Origin of the sequence: Plastoroseomonas hellenica, assembly GCF_018129085.1 — a bacterium.
Taxonomy (GTDB): domain Bacteria; phylum Pseudomonadota; class Alphaproteobacteria; order Acetobacterales; family Acetobacteraceae; genus Plastoroseomonas; species Plastoroseomonas hellenica.
In genome coordinates, this window is sequence record NZ_JAAGBB010000003.1 from 40,677 (window position 1) to 66,791 (window position 26,115).

Sequence of the window (26,115 nt, forward strand, 5' to 3'; positions counted from 1 at the left end):
CGGTACCATTCTGGCCCGGCAATGCTACGCTGGGGCAGGCTGGTACGGCACAAGTGGAGTGTCCCATGAGGCGGCGGAAGTACATCGCCCTGCTGGGCTCGGCGGCTGCATGGCCTTTGGCCAGTCGCGCTCAGGGGCCGGCGATGCCGGTCATCGGGTATCTCGGCAATGAGTCGGCCAGGCCCATTTCGACCCGCCTTCGCGCCTTCCGCGAGGGGCTGGCAGAGGCCGGCTTCGTCGAGGGCAGGAATGTCGCCATCGAGTTTCGTTGGGCAGAAGGTCAGTACGATCGGCTGCCGGCGCTTGCGGCGGATCTGGTGCGTCGCGAGGTGGACGTCATCGTCGCGCCCGGCGGCGCGCCCGTCGCACTCGCCGCGAAGGCGGCGACCAGGACGATCCCGATCGTCTTCGAGATGGGCGGCGATCCCGTCGCCCTGGGGGTCGTCAGCAGCCTGAGCCGGCCGGAAGGCAACCTCACGGGCATATCGAGCCTGAGCGTGGAAGCGAGCACCAAGCGGCTGGAGATTCTCCACGAGGCACTTCCGGCGGCGACCGGCATGGGCATCGCCGTGAACCCAACGAGCCCCACCGCCAATTCGCAGCTCGGGAAGCTGCGCGCCACCGCGGCCGCTCTCGGCCTTGATCTTCACGTATTGCCGGCCAGCACCGAAGATCAGTTCGAGGCCATTTTCGCGGCCCTTCTTCAGCTTCGTGCGGGTGGGCTCGTGTTCACGTCCGACCCGTTCTTCGCATTCCGCAGCGAACAGCTCGCGGCACTCGCGCTCCGCCACGGCGTGCCCGCCATCACGCAGACCCGCGACTTCGCCACGGCCGGCGGCCTCATGAGCTACGGCGGCGATTTCGTGCAGTCACACCGTCACGCGGGCGCCTATACGGGGCGCATACTCCGGGGCGAGCGGCCTTCCAACCTCCCGGTGCAGCAGATCACGAGGCTGGAACTGCTGATCAACCTGCAGACCGCCAGGCGATTCGGCATCTCCCTTCCACGCTCACTTCTCGGCCGCGCCGACGAGGTGATCGAATGACAGCGACGAAAGCCCGCGTCACCACCTGGCTCGAACCTCCGAACGCCTTGTCCCGGCTGGCCCGCCGGATGCGGGCGGCGCTTTCCGAGCTGATTCCGAGCGGCATTGCCAGACGTTTTGCCAAGGCTCTCGTTGGCCTCGTTACCATCGCGCTGGTCGCGATCGGCGCTGCGAACATGTGGCTGTCCTACACGCGCGCGACGGAGGCTGCCGTCAGCGTGCAGCGCGACAAGGCGCTCGTGGCGGCCGGACGCGTGGCGCAGTTCATCGACGAGTTGGAAAGCCAGATGGGCTGGACCTCGGGGGCTGAATGGGGGCGGAACAACCTTGACGAGCGCCGCTATGATTTCATTCGTCTTCTCCGACAGGCACCGGCGATCGCCGACGTCCAATTCATCGATGGGACGGGGCGCGAACAGCTCCGCCTGTCCCGGCTGGAGCGCGATGTGATCGGCAGCGGCGCCGACAGGTCCTCGGCGCCCGGCTTCGCCGAGGCAGTCGCGGACCGCGTATGGTACGGCCCGATCTATCTCCGGCGGGGGTCGGAGCCCTACATGACGCTCTCCGTCGCGCATGCGGGCCGCAACCCCGGCGTGACCTTGGCCAATGTCAACCTGAAGCTCATCTGGGACGTCATCGCCGCTATCCGGGTCGGCCAGGACGGCTATGCCTACGTGACCGATTCCACCGGCCACCTGATCGCGCATCCGGACATGAGCCTGGTCCTGCGCGGCATGGACCTGTCCCAACTGCCGCAGGTGGCGCAGGCGCTGCGGGCGAGAGGAAGTGCGGTCGGCAATGCACCGGACGCCGTCGTCGGACCGGACGGCCGGACCGTGCTCTCCGCCTACGCCCATATTCCGAAGCTCGACTGGTTCGTCTTCGTCGACCTGCCCAGGCGCGAAGTTCTCGCCTCGGTGCTCGCCACCCTCTACCAGGTGCTGATCCTGCTCGCGCTCAGCATCCTGCTCGCGCTGCTGCTCGGAGGCTGGCTTGCGCGGCGGATGGTCGTGCCCATCCGGCAACTCCAGGCCGGTGCCCAGCGGCTCGGCGAAGGCGATCTGGGGCAGCGCATCTCCGTCACCTCGATGGATGAGATCGGCGCCCTGGCGCAGCGGTTCAACGTCATGGCAGCCCGCATCCAGGAGGCGCAGGAAACGCTCGAAGCCAAGGTCGTGGATCGGACCTTCGATCTCGCTCGCTCGCTGGATGACCTGCGCGCCGCGCAGGATCGGCTGATCCAGGCCGAGAAGCTCGCCTCCCTTGGCCAGCTGACCGCGGGCATCGCGCATGAAATCAAGAACCCGCTGAACTTCGTCAACAACTTCGCCGATCTTTCGCGGGACCTGGTGCAGGAGCTGACGGCGGCGCTGGAGGCGGCAGGCCCCGCCCTGGATCCTCGGATCCAGGGCGAGGTGGCAGAGCTCAGCGCCGTACTGCGCGACAACCTGTCCAGAATCATTCAGCACGGCAGGCGGGCCGACAGCATCGTCAGAAACATGCTGGCGCATTCGCGTGAGGGCGGCGGCGAGTTCCGTGCCGTGGATGTCAACGCCGTCACGGACGAGGCGCTGAACCTCGCCTACCACAGTGCGCGCGCCGAGACGCCCGGTTTCAACGTCGTCCTGGAGCGCGACTTCGACCCGGCGGTCGGGCGCCTCGAGCTCTACCCGCAGGAGTTCACCCGCGTGCTGCTGAACCTGATCGGGAACGGCTTCTACGCCGTGCACAAGAAGCAGCTCGAGCTTGGGTCGGAGGACTACCAGCCGACGCTTCGCATTGTCACCCGCGCCTTGCCCGGCCGGGTGGAGATCCGCGTGCGCGACAACGGGATGGGGATCCCCGACGCCGTGCGAGCGCGGATCTTCGAGCCGTTCTTCACGACGAAGCCGGCCGGCGAAGGAACGGGGCTGGGCCTTTCCCTCTCGCACGACATCATCGTGAAGCAGCACGGCGGAACGCTTCAGGTCGCGACGGAGCCTGGTTGCTTCACGGAGCTGGTCGTCACCCTGCCTAGAGCCGCCGAGCCGGCCGAGAGGGCCGCATGAAGGCACAGATCCTCGTCGTGGATGATGAGAGCGACATGGAGGTGCTGTTCCGTCAGCAGTTCCGCCGCGACCTGAGCGCAGGCCGCTTCGGACTGGAGTTCGCCAGCTCCGGCTCGCAGGCGCTGCAGCTCATCGAGACATCGGCCGGTGACGACATCATCCTGCTGCTCTCCGACGTCAACATGCCCGGCATGAACGGCTTCGAGCTGCTGTCGAAGACCAAGGCCGCCCGGCCCGAGCTGCCGGTGATCATCATCAGCGCCTATGGCGACGCGGAGACGCGGCGGCGCTCCCTGGCGAACGGTGCCGAGGAGCTGCTGCCCAAGCCGATCGACTTTGCCGCGCTCCGCGCCGATCTGGAGCGGCGGCTGGAGCGCCGGGAGGTCCGCCCATGAGGAGGACGGTCCTGGTGGTGGACGACGAACCGGACCTCGAGGCGCTCATCGTGCAGAGGTTTCGGCGCCAGGTCAGCGAAGGCACACTCGCCTTTCGGTTCGCCAATGACGGCATCGAGGCGCTTGAGGCGGTGGCCGGCCATCCCGAGATCGGTGTGGTGCTCTCCGACATCAACATGCCGCGGATGGACGGCCTGACGCTGCTGCAACGCCTGCAGGATGCCGAGAACCCGCTCGCCACGGTGATCGTGTCCGCTTATGGCGACATGGCGAATATCCGTACCGCCATGAATCGCGGTGCGTTCGATTTCCTGACCAAGCCGATCGACTTCGCGGACCTCGAGGCGACGGTTGCGAAGACGCTGCGCCACGTCGCGGCGGCCCAGGAGGCTCGGATCCGGCGCGCGGCGGCCGAGCGTGCCCATGCGGCACTCGCCCGCTATTTCTCGCCCAACCTCGCGATAGAGCTGGCAGCCGAGGGGCGCGCGGGGGATCTGGCCGCGCAGCGACGCGACGTGACGGCGGTTTTCACCGATATCACCGGCTTCACCAGCTTGGTCGAAACCGTGGATCCCGCTGTGATGCTGGAGCTGCTGAACGCCTACTTCGCTGGCATGACGGAAATCGTCTTCGATCACGACGGAACGGTAATGAAAGGGACGGGCGACGGACTGCACGTGCTGTTTGGCGCCCCGGGCGACCAACCCGATCACGCGGAGCGGGCTGTCGCCTGCGCGCTCGCCCTCGACGTTTTCTGCGAGGCATTCCGCGTCGAGCGACAGGCCGAGGGCATCCCGCTGGGCGTCACCCGGATCGGCTTGCATTCGGGCCCTGCGCTGGTGGGTGATTTCGGCAGGGGCCGCTATTTCGACTACGCGGCGCATGGCGACACCATCAATACGGCGGCGCGGCTCGAGGCGGCGAACAAGACCTTGGGCACGCGCATCTGCGCAAGTGCCGCCGTCGCCGCTGGGGTCGCCGGGTTCGGGGGGCGACCGGTCGGCGACCTGCTGCTGCGCGGCCGCAGCGAGCCGCTCCGCGCCTACGAGTTGCTGCCCAGCGAGCGATCGGAGACGCCCCGGACGAAGGCCTACGCCGTGGCCTTCGAGAAGCTCGCCGCAGGTGAACCCGATGCCCTGCCGGCCTTCGCGGCGCTGGTCGGCGCGGATCCGGCAGATCCCCTGGCCAATTTCCATCTGCGGCGATTGCTCAATGGCGGAGCGGGCGCGAGGGTGGAACTGCCCTGAGGTGGTGCGATCCCGGTGGGAACCGCATCGCCACTTGATCACCCGAGCGGCTCCACCGCCCTGCGGTGCGGCACCGCGATCAGCCCGGCCAGGCCCGCATCCTCGATCCCATAGCCGTGCCGCTCCGCCGTGAGGCCCAGCCGCGCAGCCAGCGCCTCCGCCAGTTCTTCCGCCGCCTCCCGCCCTCTTCCGGCGCCGCCGGCCTGTGGACATGCTCAAGCCGCACCGCGCCGCGCCCCCACAGCGCCACGGTGTAGTGCGTGTGGATCTGATCCCCCAGGATCGTCCCATCGCTCGCACTGTGCTTGGGACGGTGGATATGCATCGTCACCGCCACCGCCCGGAACCGGTCGAGCCGCAGGCGCCGCGCAACGCTGATGCCGAGGAGCCGCCGCGTCACCACGACCTCCCTCGCGGCGGGGTCGATCCGCACCACCCGCGTCGTCGCGCAGGCCGCCGCGAAGAGCGCCAGCAGCGGCCCGATCGCGAGCATCACTGCCGGCGCCCCCGCCGAGAGCATCGCGGCGCCGATCACCACGAAGGCCGCGCCGGCGATCCCGATCCCGATCCAGCCGCCACCGATCCGCCCCGTCCCGAAGACGAGCGGCACCGCACCAGGGGTCGCATCGGAAGGCGGCCGCGCCATCATCCCACCGCAGGACCGGACGATCCGCGCTTACCGGCCCCGCTCCCCCCATGCAACCCGGCTTTCATGAAGCGTGCGCGGCGCGGATCGACTGCGTGACCGATCCGGAACCCCGTTGTTCAGCCCCAGGCTGTCCCGCCGCCGAGCGTGAGCGTCTTCGGCACCATCGCACACGTCGTGGACGTGCTTGGCCCGATCACTGCAGGCAATCGAAGGGCGGCGTCATGCCTGCTCCCGGCCGGGAAGCCAGCCGGGCAAGGCGGCGGCCTGCCGCAGCCAGGCCGCCATCTGCGCCTCGTCGAGCGGGTCGCCTTCGCGGATGTCGATCCAGCGCGCGTCCTTGCCCGTGCCTCCGGGTGGAACGGGCCGCAGCGATGTGCCGCGGAAGAAGGTCAGCTTGACGTAGTGGGTGAAGACGTGGACCCCGAGGAACCAGCCCTGGCCCTCGATGCCATACAAGGGCGAGTTCCATTTCACGGCCTTGCGCAGGTTGGGCACGGTCCGCACGATGAAGGCGTCGAGGCGCTCCCCGAACGCGCGCTTCCAGCCCGGCATCGCCGCGATATAGGCCTGCACCGGGGCGTCGCCATCCGCCTTCGCGATCTGCGGGTTGCCGCCGGAGAGCAGGACGACCTTCCCGCCTTTCTTCCCTGCGATCGGCCTGGTCTTGGCCTTGGGTTGCTTCGCCGCCAGGCCATTCTGCGCCACCGCCGCCTGCACCAGCGCCTTGAACGCGCCGGCGTCGACCGTCTCGCCTTCGTGGATGTCGATCGCCCTGCGCGTGTTGCCTTCGAGGCTGGCATTGAAGAGGCCCGCTGGGTCCGGGGTCCTGGCCCCCCGGGCGAAGGTGAGCTTCACGACCTTCGCGTAGGTCTCCCCGGTGCAGACGATCCCGTGGTGGGACCAGACGGGCGTGCCCCGCCACTTCCACTCCTCGATCATCCCGGGGTCGGCTTCCAGGATCAGCGCCCGCATCCGGGCCAGCGTCTCTCCGCGCCATCCCCCGAGATCCCGGATCCGCCGGTCGATGAGCCGGGACGCGGGTTCCGCCGCCGCGGCCTGCGGCTCGCCGCCGGGGAGGTCGGCATTCGCGCCCGCCTTCGCCGGTCCCTTGCTCCTGGTGGTCGGCGTCCGATGCGACACGCCCGCCCGCTCCTTCCCTTGACGCGCCTCATGCTGCCGCAACCCGCGGATGCCGACGCTATGCAAGTTTGTGAACGGCGCCCAGGATCGTGACAAGGCGGCAAGGCAGGGTGGGGCATCGCGATGGGCCTGGGCGAAATCCACAACATCGACCACACGATCCTGCTGTGCCGCAGGATGGCGGAAACCCGCGCCTTCTACCGCGACGTCATGCGGTTCCCGATCGAGACCGACCGGGAGAACTGGGTCAGCTTTCGCGTCGGTGCTGCGCTGCTGACGCTGCGGCCCCGCGGCGTCTGGTCGGTCTGCGACGACGGGGCGTCGCTGCCGGGATCGGCGGCGGTCCAGCTCGCCTTCCGGGTCCCGCCGCCCGCGGTCGATGCCTGCCATGCGGAGCTGCTCGCCAAGGGTGTGCCGATCCTGCGGGAACCGACCGACCTGCCGGGCTGGCGCCACCGCACCCTGTTCCTGCGCGACCCCGAGGACAACATCATCGAAATCTATGCTGAATACTGAACCGGAGACCGCGGCGCGGCATGCGCCGGGGCTCAGCGCAGGGCGCCGAGCTTGTCCAGGAAGCCAAGCAGGTAGGCGCCCGCGATGGCCAGGGCCACGCAGAACAGCCATCCGAGCGCAATGATCCCCCGACGGGTTCGAGGGCCCTTGGCGACGAGATCCGGCAAGCTCCTCATGCTGGTGGAACGCGCGAGGGCGGCGTCGGTTTTCCGGCAGTGCACGAAACTGTGCTGGCTCAGATGCGATCGTTACGCGGCGTGAAAGCCGCCCCTGATCCATCGAATTGATAGGCATCGGGCGCCTGGGCATCGCCGATCGCCTCGCGCACCTTCCTCAGGAATTCGTCGAGCGCCTCGGTGGCGTCGGCGAAGTGGCGATCGGGCCGGCCCTGTCCATGCACGCGAACGAAGTAGGTCCGATCGGCGTGGCCGCGGGCCGGAAGCACCGCCCACAGCTCGACGCCGAAAGCCCGGCGCTGAAGCGAATGGATGAACATCGACTGCCCTCCGCCGCTGCCGGACGCAGGCTAGCAGTGGTGGCGGCAATGCAATGTTCGGTGCCGAACACTCGACGACTACGAAGCCAGCCATTCGTACCGGCGCCGGACATTGGCGTAGCACTCGCAGGCGGCCGCTTCCAATCCGCCGCGGTCGATGACGTGAACGGCGCCCCTTTCGTGCTGCACGAGCCCGGCGCGCGTGAGCGCACCGAGCGCCAATGTCACGCCGGGGCGGCGCACGCCCAGCATCTTCGACAGGAACTCATGGGTCATGGAGAAGCGATCGCCGGGGCTGCGGTCATGGGTCATGAGCAGCCAGCGCGCGAGCCGCTGCTCGACCTGATGCCGGCCATTGCAGACCGCCGTCTGTGCGACCTGGAAATGGAAGCTGTCGACATAGCGCAGCATTATCGCCGCCACCGCCGCGTGGCCCAGAAGGGCCGGCTGGCACTCGCTGGCCGGCAGCCGCCAGGCGGAGCCGGCGAGCTGCACGACCGCCTCGAACGGCGATGTCGGCGCGCTCAGCAGCAGCGGCAGGCCGGCCAGCCCTTCCGGGCCGACGAGCCCGACCTCCGTCGCCGCACCATCCGCGAGGCCCGCGATCATGGAAATCGTGCCGCTCTCGATGAAGTAGACCGCCGGGAGAGGGCCGTCCTGTTCGAACAACACGGCTTTCAGCGGCAGCTCGATATGCTGCATCAGCGGCAGCAGCCGGTCGCGGTCCGGACCTGGCAACTTCCGCAGCAGCGCGTTGTGAATGGGCGGACCGGCCTTGCGGCCGCCGTCATCGGTCCCTGGCACCTATGCCTCCCGTCATGGCGGGAGCGCACGCTGCTCTCAGTCGACCGATGCCGAGATGCCGGCCGATCCCCCGGACTGCGCCCAGGCAGCCGGGCGGCGCAAGGGAAATCTGGGCCGCGGATTGCGGCCGTCAGCGCGACCTGGTGCCCGGTGGCTGGCGCCAGCGCGCCTCCGGCCCCTAGTCGGTCGCGGCGGCCGGCGCGTCGCGGCGGCCGGCGAGACAGTCCTGCATGGTCAGGTGGTACAGGCGTTCGAGCGATTGGGCCCGCAGGTTGCCGTCCAGCAGGTAGATCGCTAGGCCGGCGCCGAGGATGACCAGCGCGACGATCGCGACCGCGAGGATCAGCGCCTGCTGCGCCCCGGGGTTGGAATAGGCGCCGTCGATCAGCAGCGGCGTCACGCGGAAGGCCGCCATGCCGGTGAAATGCAGCCCGACGATCGCGAGCACCAGCACCCCGGTCGCGCGATACCGGTCGGACCAGCGCTCGGACCGCGTCGCGACATGCAGCGCCACGGCGGCGAGGGTGACGGCGATCAGGATCGAGGCCGCGAGGTAGGACAGGTCCCAGGAGACGAGCCCCTGCACCCGGTACGCCTGCATGCCCATGTAGTGCATGGCCGCGATCGACAGGCCGACGATGCCGCCGCCGGCCGCCGCGGCGTAGCGGCCCCAGCCGCCATGCGCGACCGTGAAGCCGAAGGCGGTCCCGATCATCGCGGCGAGGAAGGATGCGAGGGTCATGACCGGCTCGAAGCTGACGGGGACGCCGGGGTCGTAGGAGAGCATCGACACGAAATGGGTGCACCAGATCGACGCCCCGGACACGGCGGCGGCGAGGAGGTGCCAGCCCGTCTTCTGCAGCCGCGCCGCGTTCGATCCGCGGTGGAAGAGACAGAGGACGGCCCAGGATCCGATGACGCAGATGATCACGCCGAGGATCACCAGCCGGATGTCATGTTCGACCGCGACGCAGTTCAGGACGGTCATCATGATGGGCGGCTCCGTGGCTGCGGGCCGGCGTGGCTGCCGGCGGCCCGGGTCCGCGCTCCGTCCCCCGGATCGGGTGCGCGATGTCGTCCCATGGACAGGTGAGGTCCGCCTTGCGGTGCCGCCCGCTTCGCCATCATGGCACGGCGCGACGCGGTGCATTGTTGCGTCTCAGAATTTACCAAATCCTGAAGCGGGGCGTCAGTTCGCCGCCGGGCGTACCGCGGCCTTCCCTATCCGCCGCTGAGGCTGAACTGGAGGCTGATGGTCGCTGTGAAGCGCGGTGAGTCACGGCCGATGCCGGCGCCAAGGGCGCCGCCGAGGATCACGCCCTGCGCGACCTGATGGCGCAGACCGGCCTGGATGATCGTTGCGTCGCGCTCGCCTCGCTCCTGGCTCTCGCGCAGGATATTGGCGATCAAGGCCGTGCGTTCCGCCAGGAGCTGGCTGTAGCCGATCGCGAAGCGATAGCGATCGCGCCGCTCCGTCACCGATGGGTCGAGGCGATGGATCCAGTAGCCATTGATGTGGAGGCGCCTCTGGGCTGGCCCGGCGTCGATGGTCGTGCTGGCGATGCCCGCGAGCTGGATCTCCGGGCCACGATCGCCCGGGCCGAAGGGCGCACTCGCTGCCGCGAAGACAGCGAAGGCGGGAAGCCATCCTGTCTCCCGGTTGAACTGGTGGAGCACGCCGAAGCTGACATCGCCTTCATTGGCGCGGGAGCCCGAGCCCGCCGTGTAGGGAAGGCCGAGCGAGAACTGCAAGCGTTCGATCGGGACCCATTGTAGCTGCGGGAGGAGCCGGATCGTGTCGCCGTCGCGGCGGTTCTCGTAGCGGGCGGCGCTGAACAGATCGAGGCTGCCGCGTTCGCCCACGAAGGCGTCCTCGAGCGTGTTCGGCATCTCGGCATCGAGGTCGCCCACTTCGCTTGCGTCCGCGGTCCCCGGCAGCGGCGTGGCGAGGAATGCGACGAGGAGGACACCGTGGACAGGTCTGCGCAGCGACACTGGCGTGCTCCTCCGACATCGGCCGGTGAGCAACGTTCCATCCTGGTCGAGGTTCCAGGGGGCCGGTTTTCCAGCGGGGTGATGGCGGCCGCCGGTGCCGCCATCCGGCTACCGCAGGCTCACCAGCCGTAGCTGATGCCGACCGCCGGGTCGTTCGGCGGCAAGCCGAGCAGGCTGTCGACGCGGGCCACCACCGGGCCGGAGAGCGGCCGGTTGGCCGCCCGCGTGAGCTGCGTCTGCCGTGCCGCGGAGATCGCGCGGTTCCGGGCGGTGATCTCCTCCATGGTCACCGCCGGCATGGCGAGTGCGGTGCGCATCGCCTCCTCATAGGCGGCGATCTGGCCGACGCGGGAATTCGGCGCCGCATGGGCGCGCGCGGTCGGCGAGGCGTGGGCGGCATTCAGCGCGCCGAGCGCACTGGCGAGTGAGCCGCGGTTGGTCGCATGCGCCTGCGCGGCCGCCGCATTGCTCCCCGAGCGCCCGCCCGCCTGGCCGCCGCCGCGGCCGCCGACACCCGCCTGACCGTGCCCGGAGCCGGCGCCTTGCCCCTGGCCGCCGCCGTGGCCACCACCATGGCCGCCACCGCCGCCATTGCCGGCGCTGGCGCCACCGCCATTGCCGCCACCGTTGCCGCCTCCATTGCCGCCGCCGGCGCCACCGCCATTGCCGCCACCGTTGCCGCCTCCATTGCCGCCGCCGGCGCCACCACCAGCACCGCCTCCGCCGCCACCTCCGCCACCTCCGCCACCTCCGCCTCCACCGCCGCCGCCTCCACCGCCGCCGCCACCTCCACCGCCTCCACCACCGCCACCGCCACCGCCACCGCCGGCGGCTTGGGCCGATTTCCCGGCGATCAGGTGGTCAAGGGCTATGGGGGCTGCGGCGAGGCTGGCGCCCAGCAGTATGGCCGGCAGCATGCGGCAGGAGGACAGCAGCAGGTTGCGCATGGGTCGGATCTCCATCAGGGCCTTCGACAGAGGCGTCTGCCTTCGCCGGGACGCGGCGCCTGCCGCTTCTTCCAGCGAGCAGCATCGGTAAGACGGAAGCGCGGCGGCGCTGATCACATCCGCTCGATGGTTGCCTCGGTGCAGGGACGGCGGCGCCGGCTCACGGGTCGAGCTCAGGGTAGCGCCGGAAGATCCCGTATTCGTTGAACGGGATGCGGCGCTCGCTCGCGAGGTAGGCGGCGATGCGCGGGCGCGCGGCGACGGCCTCGGCGAGGGCCGCCACCTTCGGCGTCCGCTTCAGGGCGCGGCGGGTGGCCTTCGGGAAGGCATAAGTCAGCCCCGCCACGAGCTGGAACAGGGAGAGCTCGGCATAGGTCACGCGGGCGCCGATCAGATGGCCCCTGCCCTTCGGGTTCCGGTCGAGGATCGTCTCGAACCAGGCCAGGAAGCCGCGCATGCGGTTCTGGCGGAAATCCTCCGCGCGTCGCCGGGCCTCGGCCTTCTGGTCCTCGTAATAGAGGGCCGAGGCGACGGGATGGTGCGTGTCATGCACCTCGGTCACCACATCGGCGATGGTGAGCTGCACCTGGTGGGTCCAGAGCCGGCCGGCCTCGCTCTTCGGCGCCAGGCCGTGCCGCTCCCCGAGGTAGAGCAGGATCGCGGCGGTCTGCCCGATGATCCGCTTGCCGTGCTTCAGGAAGGGCGGCGCGTAGGGCGGCGTCGCGATATCCTTGGCCCCCAGCCCGGCGGCGATGGTGCCGGCGGCCTGGCCCTCCGACCCCTCCTTCGCCACGTCGCGATAGGCGACGCCCGCCTCTTCCAGGGCGAGGCGGACGAATTCGCCGCGGCCCTGCAGGCCCGGCCAGTAATGCAGCTCGTAGGCAGCCATCGGTCACCTCATCTCACCCTGCGGCGCATCGCCGCCGGCCGTGGCACCCCCGACCGCCGCCGAGCGGCGCCAGAGCGCCCGCACCTCCTCCGGCAGCGCGTCGACATGTGGGTCGTCTGTAGCGTCTTGTCGAAGACGTCGAGGCCTGTGGCTGCCATGGAAGCATCTCGCGGCAATGGTGATCCATCGGCCCATGCCACGGTCGCGCTGCGACGCGGGGGCCGTCTGCGCTCAACGACCTTCCGCCCCCAGGGTTCCGTACGGCTCCGGTGTGGCGCGCGCAGAGATGGCACTGCCGGTTCCCGGAACCGCAGGTGACGCTGCAGACATGTGGCACGCCGGATGCGTGGCCGGGCTGCCCCGCATGGGCGGGGTCACGCCCGGCCTACCCGGGCGCGCCATCGCCCCACAGGAGAGCCAACCATGCAGGTCTCACCGGCCAACAGCGCGCAAGCGCTGGAAATGGCCAATCGCATGCGGGAACGCATGTTCGCCCGTGCCGACCAGGACGGCAGCGGCGGCCTCAGCCTCGACGAGTTCCGCGCGGGCGGGCCGGGCAAATCCCGCCCAGGAGCGGCAGGTTCTGCCGGCGGCACGGCGGCGACCGGCCGGCCGGCGCAGGTCTTCAACGCGCTCGACACCGACGGCGACGGCACCGTCAGCGCGGCGGAGCTGGAGGCGGGTCGTGCGGCCCGGTCTGCGCAGGGCGGGGCTTTCTCCGCCGGCTCCATGGCCGCCCTGCTCTCCGGGCAGGAGGCGTCGGGCACCGGCGGCGCGGACGATGTCTTCGCGCGGCTCGACAGCGACGACGACGGCAGCCTGACCGCCGTCGAATTCGCGGCCAGGCGTCCGCGCGCCACGGGCGAGGTGGATGACGACACCGGGAGCTCCCTCGCCTCTGCGTCCGACGACGCGAGCGGGACGAGCCAGCCCGATACCCTGGCCGAACTCGTCAGGCGGGCGATGGAGACCTACCTGCAAGCCGCCGGCACGCGGACCCAGGCGACGAGCACGCTGACCAGCGCCTGAGCACCTCCGGGGAGGCCGGCAAAACGCCACCTCCCGGTGCCGCGCGTCAGAACAGGCTGAACTGCTGCGGCCGCCGCTTCCGGAACGCCGCCGCGCGCCGCGTCACGAGGTCGTCCGCGAGGGTGCCGAGGAAAGGCGATGGCGGCAATGGACGCATCGCACCACGCCAGAACCGCGCCGCCGTGCGGGTCAGGTACAGCCGATCCCTGGCGCGGGTCATCGCGACGTAGAACAGGCGCCGCTCCTCGGCCCCTGCCCCACCCTCCTCCACGGCGCCCGCGTCCCAGGAGAAGGGCATCAGCCCGTCCTCCACCCCCACGACGAAGACCACCGCGAATTCCAGCCCTTTCGCGGCATGCATGGTCATCAGTGAAACCCGGTCGGCGCGGGCATCGCGGAAATCCGCCTCGGTCGAGAGCACCACCTGCTCCCGCAGCCGCGCCGCATCGCCCGCGACCGCGTCGGAAGCGGCGAGCGTGGCGAGCCAGCCCCGCGCCTCGGCCAGCGCCGCCGCATCCGCACCCGCCTCCTGCCGCCGGGCGGCAGCGGCCGCGGCGGCGATGCGCGAGGGCAGGTCCTGCGCCGCCTCGCCTTCGTCCGGCTCCGCCAGCATCCGCAGCAGCGCGTCGACGCCCGCATGTCGGGCGAGGCGCGCGGGCGAGCTCTTCCTGAACGGAATGCCCGCCCGGTCGAAGGCGTCCCGGAACGGCGCCGCCTGCGCGTCGGTGCGATAGAGGACGGCGAAATCGGCGAAGCCGAGTGCCGCGCCCGCACCGCTTCCGCAGGGCCTGTCCCGATTGGCCGACAGCAGGTCGTGCCCGCCCAGCAGCTCCTCGATCATCGCCGCGACGAAATCGGCTTCCGCCGCTTCGCCCGCGGCTTCATGCAGCACGATCTTCTCCTGCATGGGCCGGGTGATGCCCTCCGCCGCTTCGCCCAGGAGCTGCGCGGCGGCGGTGACGATGACGCCGCTCGAACGGTAGTTGCGCGCGAGCCGGAGCGTCCGGGCCGCCGGGTAGTCGCGGGCGAAGCGCTCGAAGCAGGTCGCATCCGCGCCGCGGAAGCCGTAGATCGCCTGGTTCGGATCGCCGATCACGCAGAGCTTGCCGGCGGCGCCGGTGATCAGCCGCAGCAGGCGGTATTGCTGCTCGTCGACATCCTGGAACTCGTCGGCGAGGACATGCGCGAAGCGCGACCGCCAAGCCTCGGTGATCGCCGCGTTGCACTCCAGCAGCGCCACCGCCATCACCACAAGGTCGTCGAAATCGACCCAGTTCCCGGCTCGCCCCAGCCGATCGAGCGCGGCGCGCGCCGCCCGCGCCTCGCCCTCCCCCGCCGCACCCGTGCGCTTCAGCACGGAGACGGCGCGGAGGAGCCGTGTGGCCTCCCGCTCCGGGATCGCGAGCTCGGCCGCCAACGCGGCCCGGCGCTCGGCTTCGTCGGCGATGCGGAAGCCGGGCGCGAGGCCGAGCGCCGCGCCATCGGCGCGGAGGATCGCGAGCCCCAGCGAATGGAAGCTGTGCACCACGACGTCCTGCGCCTGCTCGGCCAGCAGCACCGCCAGCCGCGCGCGCAACTCCTCGGTCGCGCGGCGCGTGAAGGTGACAGCGAGGCAGGCGGCGGCCGGCACGCCGCGCTCCCGCACCAGATGTGCGATCCGGTGGGTCAGCATGCGGGTCTTGCCGGAGCCGGGGCCGGCGATGACGGTGAGCGCACCGTCGATCATCGCCGCGGCCCGCGCCTGATCGGCATCGAGCGCCGCGAGAATGCCCATGCGCCCATTGGCCTCCGGCGCGGCGGGCGCCGTGGGGGGCGCGGCCTCCGCCGGCACGGGCGCGGCCGCCTGCGGCTTCGGCGCCCGCGTGCGGCGATGCAGCGGCGCATCGAACAGCAGCGCGCCGCTGGTGAGGCGGCTGAGCTCGCCCTCCTCGAAGAGGCGGATCACGCCGTATTCGCCGTCATAGCCCGCCTGGCGGATCACGCTGCCGGCGCGCAGCCGGGTGACCGCCTCGCCGAGCAGGGCATTGGCCCGCGCGATCTCCTCGACCGGCATCTCGCCGAGCAGCGCGAGCTCCGGCCCGAGGGCCGCGATGGCGCCGTCATAGGCCTGGCCCACGGTTTTCGAGGCAACGCCGCTGCCGGCGATCTCGGAAAGGATCTCCGGCAGCGGCACCAGGCTCGCGACCGGGCCCGCCGTCGGCGGCGGCGGCGCTTCGGCCTCGCTGCGGTCGGCGAGCAGCTCGACGCGATGCGCGACACCGACCGTGACGCGGCTGCCGCAGACCGGGCAGCGGCCGTCGAGCGCCAGCGTCTCCCGGGGATCGAGCCGCACGCCGCAGGCGCGGTGCCCGTCCATGTGGTACTTCCCCTCCTCGGGGAAGAACTCGACGGTGCCGCCATAGCCCTCGCCGGTCTCGAGCGCGCGGCGGACGCTGAAGTAATCGGGCGCGCAGGTGAAGCGCGTCGCCTCCCGCCCGAGCTTGCCCGGCGAATGCGCATCGGAATTCGAGGTCAACCGGTAGCGGTCGAGCGAGGAGACGCGCCAGTTCATCGCCGGATCCGAGGATAATCCGGTCTCGACGGCGAAGATGTGCGGCGCGAGGTCGCCATAGCATTCGGCGATGGAATCGAAGCCGGATTGCGAGCCGAGGGCCGCGAACCACGGCGTCCAGATATGGGCCGGCACGAGATAGGCCTGCGGCCCCGATTGCAGCGTGACCTCCAGCAGGTCGCGGGAATCGAGGCCGAGGATCGGGCGCCCGTCGGAGGCGATGTTGCCGATCCGCCCGAGGCTCGCCGCCAGCCGGTCGACGGTGTCGAAATCCGGCGCGTAGATCAGGTGGTGGATCTTCCGCGTCTTCTCGCCCTTCTTGTAGATGGTCGAGATCTCCGTCGAGAGCATGAAGCGCACCGGCGCGCGGCAGGCGGGCGGCAAGGTCTCGGCGATCGCCGCCTCGATCTCCGGCTTCAGGCGGAACAACCCGCCGCCATCGGGAACCAGCTTGTCCTTGAGCTCGGCGAGCCAGGCCGGGTGCACGCAATCCCCGGTGCCGACCACCGCGATGCCCTTGCGTGCCGCCCACCAGGCGAGGTGCTCGAGGTCGAGGTCGCGGCTGGTCGCACGGGAATGTTTCGAATGGACGTGCAGGTCGGCGTGGAAGCTCATGGCATGCAATCTCGGAGCATGGCGCCCGGCGCGGGACTCCGGCGCGTGGCATGACCGTGTCGTACCGGAAGCGGCGCACACCTGATAGATGTATGACCAAGCTGGCCCCGGGCTCCGCAGTTGGACCCGCCGACCGGGACGCACGCGCGGCAAAGCCGTTGAAGCACCGGAATGGCCGGCGGCGGGGTATCTTCCGCTTCCGGTTTGTGATCGCCTGCACGGCCGTGCTGCCCTAGTCTTGCAAGCTCATGGAGAGGGCTGAACGGGCCGCAGCCTCGCAGGCCCGGCCGAGCTGAAGGTGGTTCATGAGGATTTCGGGTGACATCCCGTGCGCACGCGACGCAGTGCGCGCCCGGCCGTGACGGAGCTGCAAAGCCTCGGCCTTCTCGCCCTCCAAAGCGAGCAGCACGCCCCTGATCTGCTCAATGTCCTCGCGGTTGCCGTCTACACGACGGATGCGGAAGGGCGGATCACCTTCTACAACGACGCCGCGGCCAAGCTCTGGGGCGTGCATCCCGAACTCGGCAAAAGCGAGTTCTGCGGCTCCTGGAAGCTGTACACGCCGGACGGCGTGCCGATGCGGCACGATCAATGCCCGATGGCGGTGGCGCTCCGGGAACGCCGCGCGATCCGCGGCGCCGAGGCGATCGCGGAGCGGCCGGACGGGACCCGGGTTCCCTTCATGCCTTTCCCCACCCCGCTCTACGATCGGACCGGCACCTTCAGCGGCGCGGTCAACGTCCTCGTCGACATCACCGAGCGCAAGCGCGCCGAACAGGAACGCGCGCGCCGGGCCGAGGAGCAATCGGCGCTCTATCGCTTCACCGACCGCCTCTACCGGACGCCTTCGCGCGAGGAAGCCTGCCAGGCAGCGATCGAGGCGATCGGCACCGCGCTCGGTTGCCCCCGCGCCGCGGTCCTGCTCTTCGACGGCGCCGGCGTGATGCGCTTCGTCGCCTGGCGCGAGCTTTCGGAGCGCTACCGGCAGGCGGTCGAAGGCCATTCCCCGTGGCGCCCGGGCGAGCCGGAGGCGCAGCCCATCTGCATTGCCGATACCGAAGCCGCCGATGCGCTGGCCGGCCTGCGGCCGGTGCTGCGCGAGGAAGGGATCCAGGCACTCGCCTTCATCCCGGTGACCATCGATGACGGCGTCGTCGGAAAATTCATGATCTACGCCGATGCGCCGCGAGGCTTCGACGGGCGCGACCTGGATATCGCCCTTACCATCGCCCGCCAGCTCGGCTTCTTCCTGGAGCGGAACCGGGCGGAGGAGGCGCGGCGCCTGCTGGCCGCCGTGGTCGATTCCTCGGACGATGCGATCCTCACCAAGGACCTCCAAGGGACGATCACGAGCTGGAACGGCGCCGCCGAACGGCTCTTTGGCTACACGGCGGAGGAGGTCGTCGGGAAGCCGGTCACCATCCTGATGCCGCTGGATCGCCAGAACGAGGAGCCGATCATCCTGGCGCGCATCCGCAGCGGCGCGCGTATCCAGCACTATGAGACCGTACGCCAGCGCAAGGACGGCAGCCTGATCGACATCTCGCTGACGGTCTCGCCGGTGAAGGACGGCCATGGCCGCATCGTCGGCGCCTCCAAGATCGCCCGCGACATCACCGAGCGGCGCCGGGCGCTCGACCAACAGCAGATGCTGCTCCGCGAGATGGATCACCGCATCAAGAACCTGTTCACGCTGGCGGCCGGCGTGGTCAGCCTGAGTGCGCAGGCAGCCTCCTCGCCGGAGGCACTGGCCGCGGCGGTCCATGACCGCCTGACCGCGCTGTCCCGCGCGCATACGCTGACCCTGCCGCGGCGATCCATCGATGCCGTGGGCACTGCCCAGGCGACCACCCTGCACGCCCTGATCACGACGATCGTGGCACCCTATGAGGATCAGCAGGCGCGGATCACGATCAGCGGTGCCGATTGCCCCGTCAGCGGCCATGCGATCACCTCCTTGGCGCTGCTCTTCAACGAATTCGCGACCAACGCCGCGAAATACGGAAGCCTGTCGCTGCCCGGCGGCATCGTCACCGTGGCCTGCTCCCGGGAGGGCGACCTGATGCAGATCGTCTGGACGGAGCGCGGTGGCCCACCGGTCCTGGCACCCGGCGTCTCCGAAGGCTTCGGCAGCGTGCTCGCAGCGGGGACGGTGGAGCGCCAGCTCGCGGGCGAACTCGTGCGCGATTGGGAACCGGACGGACTGGTCATCCGGCTCTCGGCATCGATTGACCGCTTCGCGGCCTGATCGGGATCCGGCTCGGCGCGCCCGCCAGGGTGCGGTCGCCGGACGGCATGACGCGGCCGCCGGCGCGTGCCACCCTGCCCATCGAACAGCAGCGCGCCGGCAAGGCGCGCGCAGCAGGAGGAACGGCCATGATGCCCAGGACCAGACGCGGCTTGCTTGGCGCCGCCAGCGCCATCGCGATCGGCGGCGTCGTGCGGGCGCCGTGGGCGCAGGATCTCCCCGCCCATGAGCAGCCGCTCTACGAGGCGGCGAAGCGGGAGGGCGAGGTCACCTGGTACACTGGCCAGCTCCAGGCGGAGCCCTCCGAGGCGGCCGGGCGCGCCTTCTCGGAACGCTATCCCGGCGTGCGCGTGAATGTGGTGCGCACCACCTCCCAGGTGGCCTTCCAGCGCCTGTCGCAGGATTTGCGCGCGCGCGCGGCGCAATGCGACGTGTTCAGCTCCACCGATGTCAGCCACCTCACCTATCTGAAGCGCGAGGGCCTGCTGATGCCCTATCGGCCGGAGAACGCGGCTGGCATGGTGCGCGCCGCACGCGATGCGGCGGATGCCGATGGGCATTACCAGGTGACCTACCTCGCCCTCTACATGATGGGCCGCCGCAGCGACCGCGTGACGGAGGCGGAGGCGCCGCGGCGCTGGCAGGACCTCGTCGATCCGCGCTGGCGCGACAAGCTGGCGGTCGGGCATCCCGGCTACAGCGGCGCGATCGGCGGCTGGGCGCTGCTGATGCACAAGATGTACGGGGAGGCCTATTTCCGCGCGTTGGAGCGCAACCGCCCGCAGATCGGCCGCTCCGCCGGCGACCCCGTGACGACGCTCAATGCCGGGGAGCGGGTGGTGGGCATCGGCGTCCCCTCGGCCACTTCGCTGCTCAGCATATCCCGCGGCAATCCGCTGACCCTGATCTATCCGGAGGAAGGCACGGTGATGCTGCCGGCGCCGAGCGGCGCGATCCGCGCGGCGCCGCACCCGAACGCCGCGAAGCTGTTCATGGAGTTCATGTGCGGCGACGGCTATTCGCAGGCGCTGCGCCCCTTCTTCGCGGAATCGCTGCGCCCGGGCGTGCCGCCGCCGGAGGGATCGCGGCCGCTCGACAGCATCACGGTGATCACGCCGAGCGCCGCCGAACTCGAGCAGCGCCTGCCCGAGATCAAGGAGCTGTGGCGCGACATCTTCCGCGTCTGACGCGGCAGGACGGGGCGGCGATCTCAGGGACCGTTTGAAAACGGCCTCTCAGCCCCGGTAGCGCAGCGCATCGACCAGCAGCGCGAAGGCCGGCGAGGATTGGCGGCTGCTCGGGTAATAGAGGTGGTAGCCCGGAAAGGGCGGGCACCAATCGGCGAGCACGCGGATCAGCCGCCCCTCCGTGATCAGCGGCTGCACCGCATCCTCGGGCAGATAGGCGAGGCCGAGCCCGGCGAGCGCCGCGTTCAGCCGCAGCGCGATATTGTTGAACACGAACTGGCCGTCGACCCGCACCTTCAGCTCGCGCCCATCCCGCTCGAACTCCCAGGCATAAAGCCCGCCATAGGTCGGCAGGCGGAGATTGATGCAGCTATGCGCGGTCAGGTCGTGTGGCGTCTCCGGCGGCTCCCGCCGCGCGAAGTAGGATGGCGCGCCCACCACCGCCATGCACATATCCGGGCCGATGCGCACCGCGATCATGTCCTTCGCAACCTGCTCGCCGAGGCGGACGCCGGCGTCATAGCGTTCCGCCACGATGTCGGTCAGGCCGTAATCGACGATGACCTCGACCTTCACGTCCGGGTAGTCCGGCGACAGCCTGGCCAGAGCGGGCCAGAGAACCGCGCCGGCCGCATGCTCGCCCGCCGTGATGCGGATGGTGCCGGCGGGCTTCTCCCGCAGCTCGCTCAGCGCCGCCAGCTCGGCTTCGATCTCCGCGAGCCGTGGGCCGGCGGCCAGGAACAGCCGGTCCCCCGCGACGGTCGGCGAGACGCTGCGCGTGGTGCGGGTCAGGAGCCGAAGCCCGAGCCGCGTCTCAAGGCCGCGGATGGTGTGGCTCAGCGCCGATTGGGAGACGCCGAGCTTGGCGGCGGCCCGCGTGAAGCTGCGCTCCCGTGCCACGGCGAGGAAGGCGAGCAGGTCGCTGATGTTGTCGCGCGCCATTCATGAATGATTATCATGAGTTCGGGCGAATTCCAGCATGCGATGGCTGGCCCGATCAGGCAGCCGCTCGCGCCGCATTCATGAGCGCCCACGATAACGGCATGCGGGTTTTCGCCTCTAATCGCCGGGACATACGAGGCCCAGCTTCCAGGCCGGACGCTGATCGATGAGACCCGGCCCTATGAAAGCACTCACCGCCATGCTCGCACTATTTCCGCTGGCCGCCGCGGCTGAGTCGGAGCAGCGGGGATCGACGCCGCGCCGGGTGACATCGCCCGAGGTCCAAGCCGTCGCGCCGGCGCTCGCGGCCTATACCGACGATGTCCTGTTCGGGGATGTCTGGCGGCGGACCGAGCTCGCCCCCCGGGATCGCAGCATGGTCACCGTGGCCGCGCTCGTCGCCGGTGGCCACACCCACCAGATGCCCTCCCACTTCAACCGGGCGCTCGACAATGGGGTGACGCCAGGCGAGATCGCCGGGATCATCACCCATCTGGCGTTCTATGCCGGCTGGCCGAGGGCCATGTCGGCCGTCGGTGTCGCGAAGGAGGTCTTCACGCAGCGTGGGATCGGGCCGGACCAGATCGCACCTGCGTCAGGCGAGCCGCTTCCGCTCGATGCGGCGGGCGAGGCGCGGCGCGCGGCCGCCGTCGAAGCGCAACTCGGCGCCGTCGCGCCGGATCTCGCGCGGTACACGAACGGCGTCCTGTTCGGCGACCTGTGGCGGCGCACGGACCTCACGCCGCGGGACCGCAGCCTGGTCACGATCGCGGCGCTGATCGCCGGCGGCCAGGTCGAGCAACTGCCGTTCCATATGAACCGGGGGATGGACAGTGGGCTTGCCCAGGTCGAGCTGACCGAAGTCATCACGCATCTGGCGTTCTACGCCGGCTGGCCCAGGGCGATGTCCGCCATGCCGGTCGCCAGATCGGTGTTCGAAACGCGCAACTGAGGTGGGGCCTCGGTGGTTCCAGCCCGCAAAGGAGAGCGACGATGGAGATCCTGCATCCCGGCTCGCAGCCCTCCGGTACCGGGCCGGCCGCGTATTTCACCGGCACCGTGCGGATCGATTCCCGGTTCCAGCGGGACGCGCCCGCGCGCATCGGCGGCGCGATCGTGAGCTTCGAGCCCGGCGCCCGCACCGCGTGGCACACGCATCCCCTGGGACAGACGCTGATCGTCACCGCCGGCTTCGGCTGGGCGCAGCGCGAGGGCAGCGAGGTCCAGGAGATCCGCCCCGGCGACATCGTCTGGTTCGCGCCTGGCGAGAAGCATTGGCATGGCGCAACCGCGACCAGCGCCATGACCCATGTCGCCATCGCGGAGGCCCTCGACGGCAAGAGTGTCGACTGGATGGAGCAGGTGTCCGACGCGCAGTACGGACGCTGATCTTCCATCCGTGCGTTCTCTCGCGCCGCATTGATGAGCGGCGGCCATAACCGCATGCCGTCCCCGGCGTCTCATTGCTGGGCGGGTCGACCTCAACTCCCTCCTGAAGGCGACCGTTGCGCGCCAACGCGCGCCCAGGGATCCGCCAATCGCGGCGTCGGCAGACAAGAAGGATCGGAAAGACATGCCAAATCCGGGCGACCTCGAGATGTCACGGCGTGGCCTGTTGATCGCTGGCGCCGCCTCCACGGCGTCAGGGGTGCCGCCCTCGGCCAAGGCCCAGTCCGCCGTTGCAGGAGCCCCCGCCATGCCGAAGCTGACCCTCACCGTGAACGGCGCGTCCCACGAACTCGCGCTCGATACGCGAACCACCTTGCTCGATGCGCTGCGCGAGCACCTGCATCTCACCGGCACCAAGAAGGGCTGCGATCACGGCCAGTGCGGCGCCTGCACGGTGATCGTCGACGGGCGCCGGATCAATGCCTGCCTGACCTTGGCGGTCATGCATGAAGGCGCCAGCGTCACCACGATCGAGGGTCTCGGCAGGCCCGAGGCCCCACATCCGATGCAGGCCGCCTTCGTGAAGCATGACGGCTACCAGTGCGGCTACTGCACGCCCGGGCAGGTCTGCTCGGCCGTGGCCGTGCTCGACGAGATCAAGGCCGGCATCCCGAGCCATGCGAGCGCCGACCTTGCCGCATCGCCACAGGTAACGGCGGCGGAGCTGCGCGAGCGGATGAGCGGCAACATCTGCCGCTGCGGCGCCTATTCCAACATCGTCGATGCGATCACCGAGGTCGCCGGGAGGCAGGCATGAGGCCCTTCACCTATGAGCGCGCCCGCTCCCCCGCCGAGGCCGTGGCGGCGGCCACGCGCACCCCGGGCGCCAGGTTCATCGCCGGTGGCACCAACCTGCTCGACCTGATGAAGCTCGAGATCGAGGCGCCGGCGCATCTGATCGACGTGAACGGCCTCGCGCTCGACAGCATCGAGACGACGCCGGAAGGCGGGCTGCGCATCGGCGCCCTGGTGCGCAACACCGATCTCGCCGCCGATGCGCGCGTGCGGCGCGATTACGTCTTGCTGTCGCGTGCATTGCTCGCCGGCGCCTCGGGGCAGTTGCGCAACCGGGCGACGACCGCGGGCAATCTGCTGCAGCGCACCCGCTGCCCCTATTTCTACGACACCAACATGCCCTGCAACAAACGTCAGCCCGGCAGCGGCTGCGCGGCGATCGGCGGCTTCAGCCGCCAGCACGCGGTGCTGGGCACGAGCGAGGCCTGCATCGCGACGCATCCGAGCGACATGGCAGTGGCGATGCGCGCGCTCGATGCCGTGGTCGAGACGGTGCGGGCGGATGGCGCAGCGCGGAGCATTCCGATCGCCGAATTCCACCGGCTGCCCGGCGACAGCCCGCAGATGGAGACCGTGCTGGCGCCCGGCGAGCTGATCACCGCGGTGACCTTGCCGCGGCCGGTCGGCGGCAGGCAGATCTACCGCAAGGTGCGCGACCGTGCCTCCTATGCCTTCGCACTGGTCTCGGTCGGCGCCATCATCCAGCGCGACGGCAGCGGCCGCGTCGCACTCGGCGGTGTCGCGCACAAGCCGTGGCGCGTCGAGGCGGCCGAGGCCGAGCTGCCGCGCGGCGCGAAAGCCGTCGCGGACCGCCTGCTCGCCGGCGCCCGGCCGACGCAGGAGAACGCCTTCAAGCTGCCGCTGGTCGAGCGCACGCTCGGCGCGGTGCTGGCCGAAGCGAGGGGAGGCTGACGCCATGAGGTTCGACACCCCCGCCACCACCAACCCGATCGACCAACTCAAGATCATCGGCAAGCCCACCGACCGGATCGACGGTCCTCTCAAGACCACGGGCGCCGCGCCCTATGCTTATGAGCGGCATGACGTCGTGCCGAACCAGGCCTATGGCCATGTGGTCGGCGCGGCCATCGCCAAGGGCCGGATCACGTCTATGGACCTGGCGGCTGCCCGACGCGCGCCCGGCGTGCTCGCCATCGTCACAGCGGAGAATGCCGGCAGGCTCGCGAAGGGCAACCTCAACACCGCGACGCTGCTCGGCGGTCCGGAGATCGAGCATTACCACCAGGCGATCGCGGTCGTCGTCGCGGAGAGCTTCGAGCAGGCGCGCGCCGCCGCGCAACTGATCCGCGTCGACTATGTCCGGGCCGCGGGGCGCTTCGATCTCGCGGCGGTGAAGGATTCAGGCCGGCCCGCGCCTTTGTTCAGCGGCCCCGCCGACACCGCCGTTGGCGACTTCGCCGACGCCTTCGCCGCGGCACCGGTCCAGTTGGACGCCACCTACACCACGCCCGATCAGGCGCATGCGATGATGGAGCCGCATGCCTCGATCGCCGCCTGGGACGGGGACCGGCTCACGCTCTGGACCTCGAACCAGATGATCGATTGGACCACGGGCGAGCTGGCGAAGACCCTTGGCATCGCCAAGGAGAAGGTCCGGCTGATTTCGCCCTTCATCGGCGGTGGCTTCGGCGGCAAACTGTTTCTGCGCGCCGATGCGCTGCTCGCAGCACTCGGCGCGCGCGCGGCCGGACGGCCGGTGAAGGTGGCACTGCCGCGGCCCCTGATGTTCAACAACACGACGCACCGTCCCGCGACCATCCAGCGCCTCCGCATCGGTGCGACCAGGGAGGGCAGGATCACCGCTATCGGCCATGAGAGCTGGTCCGGCGACCTGCCCGGCGGCAAGCCCGAAGCCGCCGTCCAGCAGACGCGCCTGCTCTATGCCGGTGCGAACCGCCTGACGACGACGCGGCTCGCGGAGCTCGATCTCGCCGAAGGCAATGCCATGCGCGCGCCGGGCGAGGCGCCGGGCCTGATGGCGCTGGAGATCGCGATCGACGAAATGGCGGAGAAGCTCGGGCTCGACCCGATCGAGTTCCGCATCCTCAATGACACCAAGGTCGATCCCGAGAAACCGGACCGCCCCTTCTCGCAACGCAACCTCACCCAGTGCTTGCGTCTCGGCGCCGAGCGCTTCGGCTGGAGCCGACGCAGCGCCCGGCCTGGCCAGCACCGGGAGGGGCGCTGGCTGTTGGGGATGGGCGTCGCCGCCGCCTATCGCGGCGCCCCTGTCGAGACGTCGGGCGCGCGCATCCGGCTCGACGGCAGCGGCATGGTGACGGTCGAGACCGACATGACCGATATCGGCACCGGCAGCTACACGATCATCGGCCAGACGGCGGCCGAGATGATGGGCGTGCCGCTCGACAAGGTGGTGGTGCGCCTGGGCGATTCGAGCTTTCCGGTTTCGGCTGGTTCCGGCGGGCAATGGGGCGCCAACAGCGCGACCGCCGGGGTCTATGCCGCCTGCGTCAAGCTGCGGGAGGCGGTGGCGCAGAAGCTCGGCTTCAATGCCGCGGAGGTGGTGTTCGCGGATGGCGAGGTCCGCTCGGGCAACCGCCGCGTGCCGCTCGCCGAGGCCGCGGGCGAAAGCGGCCTCCTCGCCGAGGACAGGATGGAATATGGCGATCTCGACAAGCGGTATCAGCAGGGGACCTTCGCCGCGCAATTCATCGAAGCCGGCGTCGATGCTGCGACCGGCGAGATCCGCGTGCGCCGCATGCTCTCGGTCTGCGACGCGGGACGCATCCTGAACCCCAAGACGGCGCGCAGCCAGGTGATCGGCGGGATGACCATGGGCGTCGGCGCGGCGCTAATGGAGGAGCTCGTGGTCGACAAGCGCCTCGGCTTCTTCGTCAACCATGATCTCGCCGGCTACGAGGTGCCGGTCCATGCCGATATCCCGCACCAGGAGGTGATCTTCCTCGACGAGGCCGATCCGACCACTTCGCCGATGAAGGCCAAGGGCGTCGCCGAGCTCGGCATCTGCGGCATCGGCGCGGCGGTCGCCAATGCGATCCACAACGCCACCGGCCTGCGCGTGCGCGATTATCCGATCACGCTCGACAAGCTGCTGGACCGACTGCCGGCGGTGGGGTGATCGCGG

The 26,115-nt window shown here is 70.1% G+C and carries 24 protein-coding genes; 13 read left to right on the top strand and 11 right to left on the bottom strand.

Annotated elements, in window-relative coordinates; genetic code table 11:
• Positions 1 to 65: 65 nt before the first annotated feature.
• Genes GXW71_RS03020 through GXW71_RS03035 form a run of 4 tightly spaced genes read left to right on the top strand, consistent with a single transcriptional unit; the run spans position 66 to position 4,736 of the window.
• The gene (locus GXW71_RS03020) at positions 66 to 1,046 is read left to right on the top strand and encodes an ABC transporter substrate-binding protein (protein WP_211850919.1); all 981 of its coding nucleotides are present in this window, start codon (positions 66 to 68) and stop codon (positions 1,044 to 1,046) included.
• Positions 1,043 to 3,094 carry a sensor histidine kinase gene (locus GXW71_RS03025; protein WP_211850920.1) on the top strand — a complete coding sequence of 684 codons (2,052 nt, stop codon included), beginning with the start codon at positions 1,043 to 1,045 and terminating at the stop codon, positions 3,092 to 3,094. The genes GXW71_RS03020 and GXW71_RS03025 overlap by 4 nt, the downstream gene beginning before the upstream one ends.
• Positions 3,091 to 3,489, top strand: coding sequence for a response regulator (locus tag GXW71_RS03030; RefSeq protein WP_211850921.1), 399 nt, complete (start codon positions 3,091 to 3,093; stop codon positions 3,487 to 3,489). Before GXW71_RS03025 ends, GXW71_RS03030 begins: the two co-directional genes overlap by 4 nt.
• A gap of 14 nt (positions 3,490 to 3,503) precedes the next feature.
• Complete coding sequence (locus GXW71_RS03035) at positions 3,504 to 4,736, top strand: response regulator (protein ID WP_367617236.1); 1,233 nt, start codon at positions 3,504 to 3,506, stop codon at positions 4,734 to 4,736.
• Between the two features lie 79 nt (positions 4,737 to 4,815).
• Here the strand turns inward: GXW71_RS03035 and GXW71_RS03040 are convergent, their stop codons facing one another.
• Both GXW71_RS03040 and GXW71_RS34660 read right to left on the bottom strand, forming a co-directional pair.
• Positions 4,816 to 5,346: a hypothetical protein gene (locus tag GXW71_RS03040; RefSeq protein WP_211850923.1), complete on the bottom strand. Its 531-nt coding sequence runs from the start codon at positions 5,344 to 5,346 to the stop codon at positions 4,816 to 4,818.
• 258 nt (positions 5,347 to 5,604) lie between these two features.
• The gene (locus GXW71_RS34660; RefSeq protein ID WP_367617237.1) at positions 5,605 to 6,681 is read right to left on the bottom strand and encodes a DUF1801 domain-containing protein; all 1,077 of its coding nucleotides are present in this window, start codon (positions 6,679 to 6,681) and stop codon (positions 5,605 to 5,607) included.
• Between GXW71_RS34660 and GXW71_RS03055 the strand changes: the two genes are divergently transcribed.
• Complete coding sequence (locus tag GXW71_RS03055; RefSeq protein WP_211850924.1) at positions 6,649 to 7,041, top strand: VOC family protein; 393 nt, start codon at positions 6,649 to 6,651, stop codon at positions 7,039 to 7,041. The two genes, GXW71_RS34660 and GXW71_RS03055, sit on opposite strands and share 33 nt — an antisense overlap.
• A gap of 32 nt (positions 7,042 to 7,073) precedes the next feature.
• On the opposite strand, the gene GXW71_RS35110 is transcribed toward GXW71_RS03055, so the two are convergent.
• From GXW71_RS35110 to GXW71_RS03085, 7 genes are all read right to left on the bottom strand, one after another.
• Positions 7,074 to 7,208, bottom strand: coding sequence for a hypothetical protein (locus GXW71_RS35110; RefSeq protein ID WP_281417263.1), 135 nt, complete (start codon positions 7,206 to 7,208; stop codon positions 7,074 to 7,076).
• Between the two features lie 68 nt (positions 7,209 to 7,276).
• Positions 7,277 to 7,537, bottom strand: a complete 261-nt coding sequence (locus GXW71_RS03060; protein WP_211850925.1) for a hypothetical protein — start codon at positions 7,535 to 7,537, stop codon at positions 7,277 to 7,279.
• Positions 7,538 to 7,615: 78 nt separating this feature from the next.
• The gene (locus tag GXW71_RS03065) at positions 7,616 to 8,341 is read right to left on the bottom strand and encodes a Crp/Fnr family transcriptional regulator (protein ID WP_367617238.1); all 726 of its coding nucleotides are present in this window, start codon (positions 8,339 to 8,341) and stop codon (positions 7,616 to 7,618) included.
• Between the two features lie 178 nt (positions 8,342 to 8,519).
• Entirely contained in the window at positions 8,520 to 9,332 is an 813-nt protein-coding gene (locus GXW71_RS03070) for an MHYT domain-containing protein (RefSeq protein ID WP_211850926.1), read from the bottom strand.
• 230 nt (positions 9,333 to 9,562) lie between these two features.
• Positions 9,563 to 10,369 (bottom strand): hypothetical protein, encoded by an 807-nt coding sequence (locus GXW71_RS03075; protein WP_211850927.1) that lies wholly within the window; start codon positions 10,367 to 10,369, stop codon positions 9,563 to 9,565.
• 86 nt (positions 10,370 to 10,455) lie between these two features.
• Positions 10,456 to 11,298, bottom strand: coding sequence for a hypothetical protein (locus GXW71_RS03080; RefSeq protein ID WP_211850928.1), 843 nt, complete (start codon positions 11,296 to 11,298; stop codon positions 10,456 to 10,458).
• 145 nt (positions 11,299 to 11,443) lie between these two features.
• Entirely contained in the window at positions 11,444 to 12,172 is a 729-nt protein-coding gene (locus GXW71_RS03085; RefSeq protein ID WP_211850929.1) for a glutathione S-transferase, read from the bottom strand.
• Positions 12,173 to 12,595: 423 nt separating this feature from the next.
• Between GXW71_RS03085 and GXW71_RS03090 the strand changes: the two genes are divergently transcribed.
• Positions 12,596 to 13,201 (top strand): EF-hand domain-containing protein, encoded by a 606-nt coding sequence (locus GXW71_RS03090; RefSeq protein WP_211850930.1) that lies wholly within the window; start codon positions 12,596 to 12,598, stop codon positions 13,199 to 13,201.
• Between the two features lie 46 nt (positions 13,202 to 13,247).
• Here the strand turns inward: GXW71_RS03090 and GXW71_RS03095 are convergent, their stop codons facing one another.
• A complete protein-coding gene (locus GXW71_RS03095; RefSeq protein WP_211850931.1) occupies positions 13,248 to 16,367 on the bottom strand; it encodes a UvrD-helicase domain-containing protein in 3,120 nt (1,039 codons plus the stop codon).
• 328 nt (positions 16,368 to 16,695) lie between these two features.
• Between GXW71_RS03095 and GXW71_RS03100 the strand changes: the two genes are divergently transcribed.
• Both GXW71_RS03100 and GXW71_RS03105 read left to right on the top strand, forming a co-directional pair.
• Positions 16,696 to 18,615 (top strand): PAS domain S-box protein, encoded by a 1,920-nt coding sequence (locus GXW71_RS03100; protein ID WP_211850932.1) that lies wholly within the window; start codon positions 16,696 to 16,698, stop codon positions 18,613 to 18,615.
• A gap of 128 nt (positions 18,616 to 18,743) precedes the next feature.
• Positions 18,744 to 19,802, top strand: a complete 1,059-nt coding sequence (locus GXW71_RS03105) for an extracellular solute-binding protein (protein ID WP_211850933.1) — start codon at positions 18,744 to 18,746, stop codon at positions 19,800 to 19,802.
• A gap of 48 nt (positions 19,803 to 19,850) precedes the next feature.
• On the opposite strand, the gene GXW71_RS03110 is transcribed toward GXW71_RS03105, so the two are convergent.
• Positions 19,851 to 20,744: a LysR family transcriptional regulator gene (locus GXW71_RS03110; RefSeq protein ID WP_211850934.1), complete on the bottom strand. Its 894-nt coding sequence runs from the start codon at positions 20,742 to 20,744 to the stop codon at positions 19,851 to 19,853.
• A 181-nt stretch (positions 20,745 to 20,925) separates the two neighbouring features.
• Between GXW71_RS03110 and GXW71_RS03115 the strand changes: the two genes are divergently transcribed.
• The 5 genes from GXW71_RS03115 to paoC all read left to right on the top strand — a co-directional run bounded on the left by GXW71_RS03115 (position 20,926) and on the right by paoC (position 26,109).
• Positions 20,926 to 21,696, top strand: a complete 771-nt coding sequence (locus GXW71_RS03115) for a carboxymuconolactone decarboxylase family protein (protein WP_246526232.1) — start codon at positions 20,926 to 20,928, stop codon at positions 21,694 to 21,696.
• Between the two features lie 41 nt (positions 21,697 to 21,737).
• On the top strand, positions 21,738 to 22,133 hold the full coding sequence (locus tag GXW71_RS03120; RefSeq protein WP_211850935.1) for a (R)-mandelonitrile lyase: 396 nt from the start codon (positions 21,738 to 21,740) through the stop codon (positions 22,131 to 22,133).
• Between the two features lie 184 nt (positions 22,134 to 22,317).
• Positions 22,318 to 22,950, top strand: a complete 633-nt coding sequence (gene paoA, locus GXW71_RS03125) for an aldehyde dehydrogenase iron-sulfur subunit PaoA (RefSeq protein ID WP_211850936.1) — start codon at positions 22,318 to 22,320, stop codon at positions 22,948 to 22,950.
• Positions 22,947 to 23,900 (top strand): FAD binding domain-containing protein, encoded by a 954-nt coding sequence (locus GXW71_RS03130; RefSeq protein WP_211850937.1) that lies wholly within the window; start codon positions 22,947 to 22,949, stop codon positions 23,898 to 23,900. The genes paoA and GXW71_RS03130 overlap by 4 nt, the downstream gene beginning before the upstream one ends.
• A gap of 4 nt (positions 23,901 to 23,904) precedes the next feature.
• On the top strand, positions 23,905 to 26,109 hold the full coding sequence (gene paoC / locus GXW71_RS03135; protein ID WP_211850938.1) for an aldehyde oxidoreductase molybdenum-binding subunit PaoC: 2,205 nt from the start codon (positions 23,905 to 23,907) through the stop codon (positions 26,107 to 26,109).
• The last annotated feature ends 6 nt before the right edge of the window (positions 26,110 to 26,115 follow it).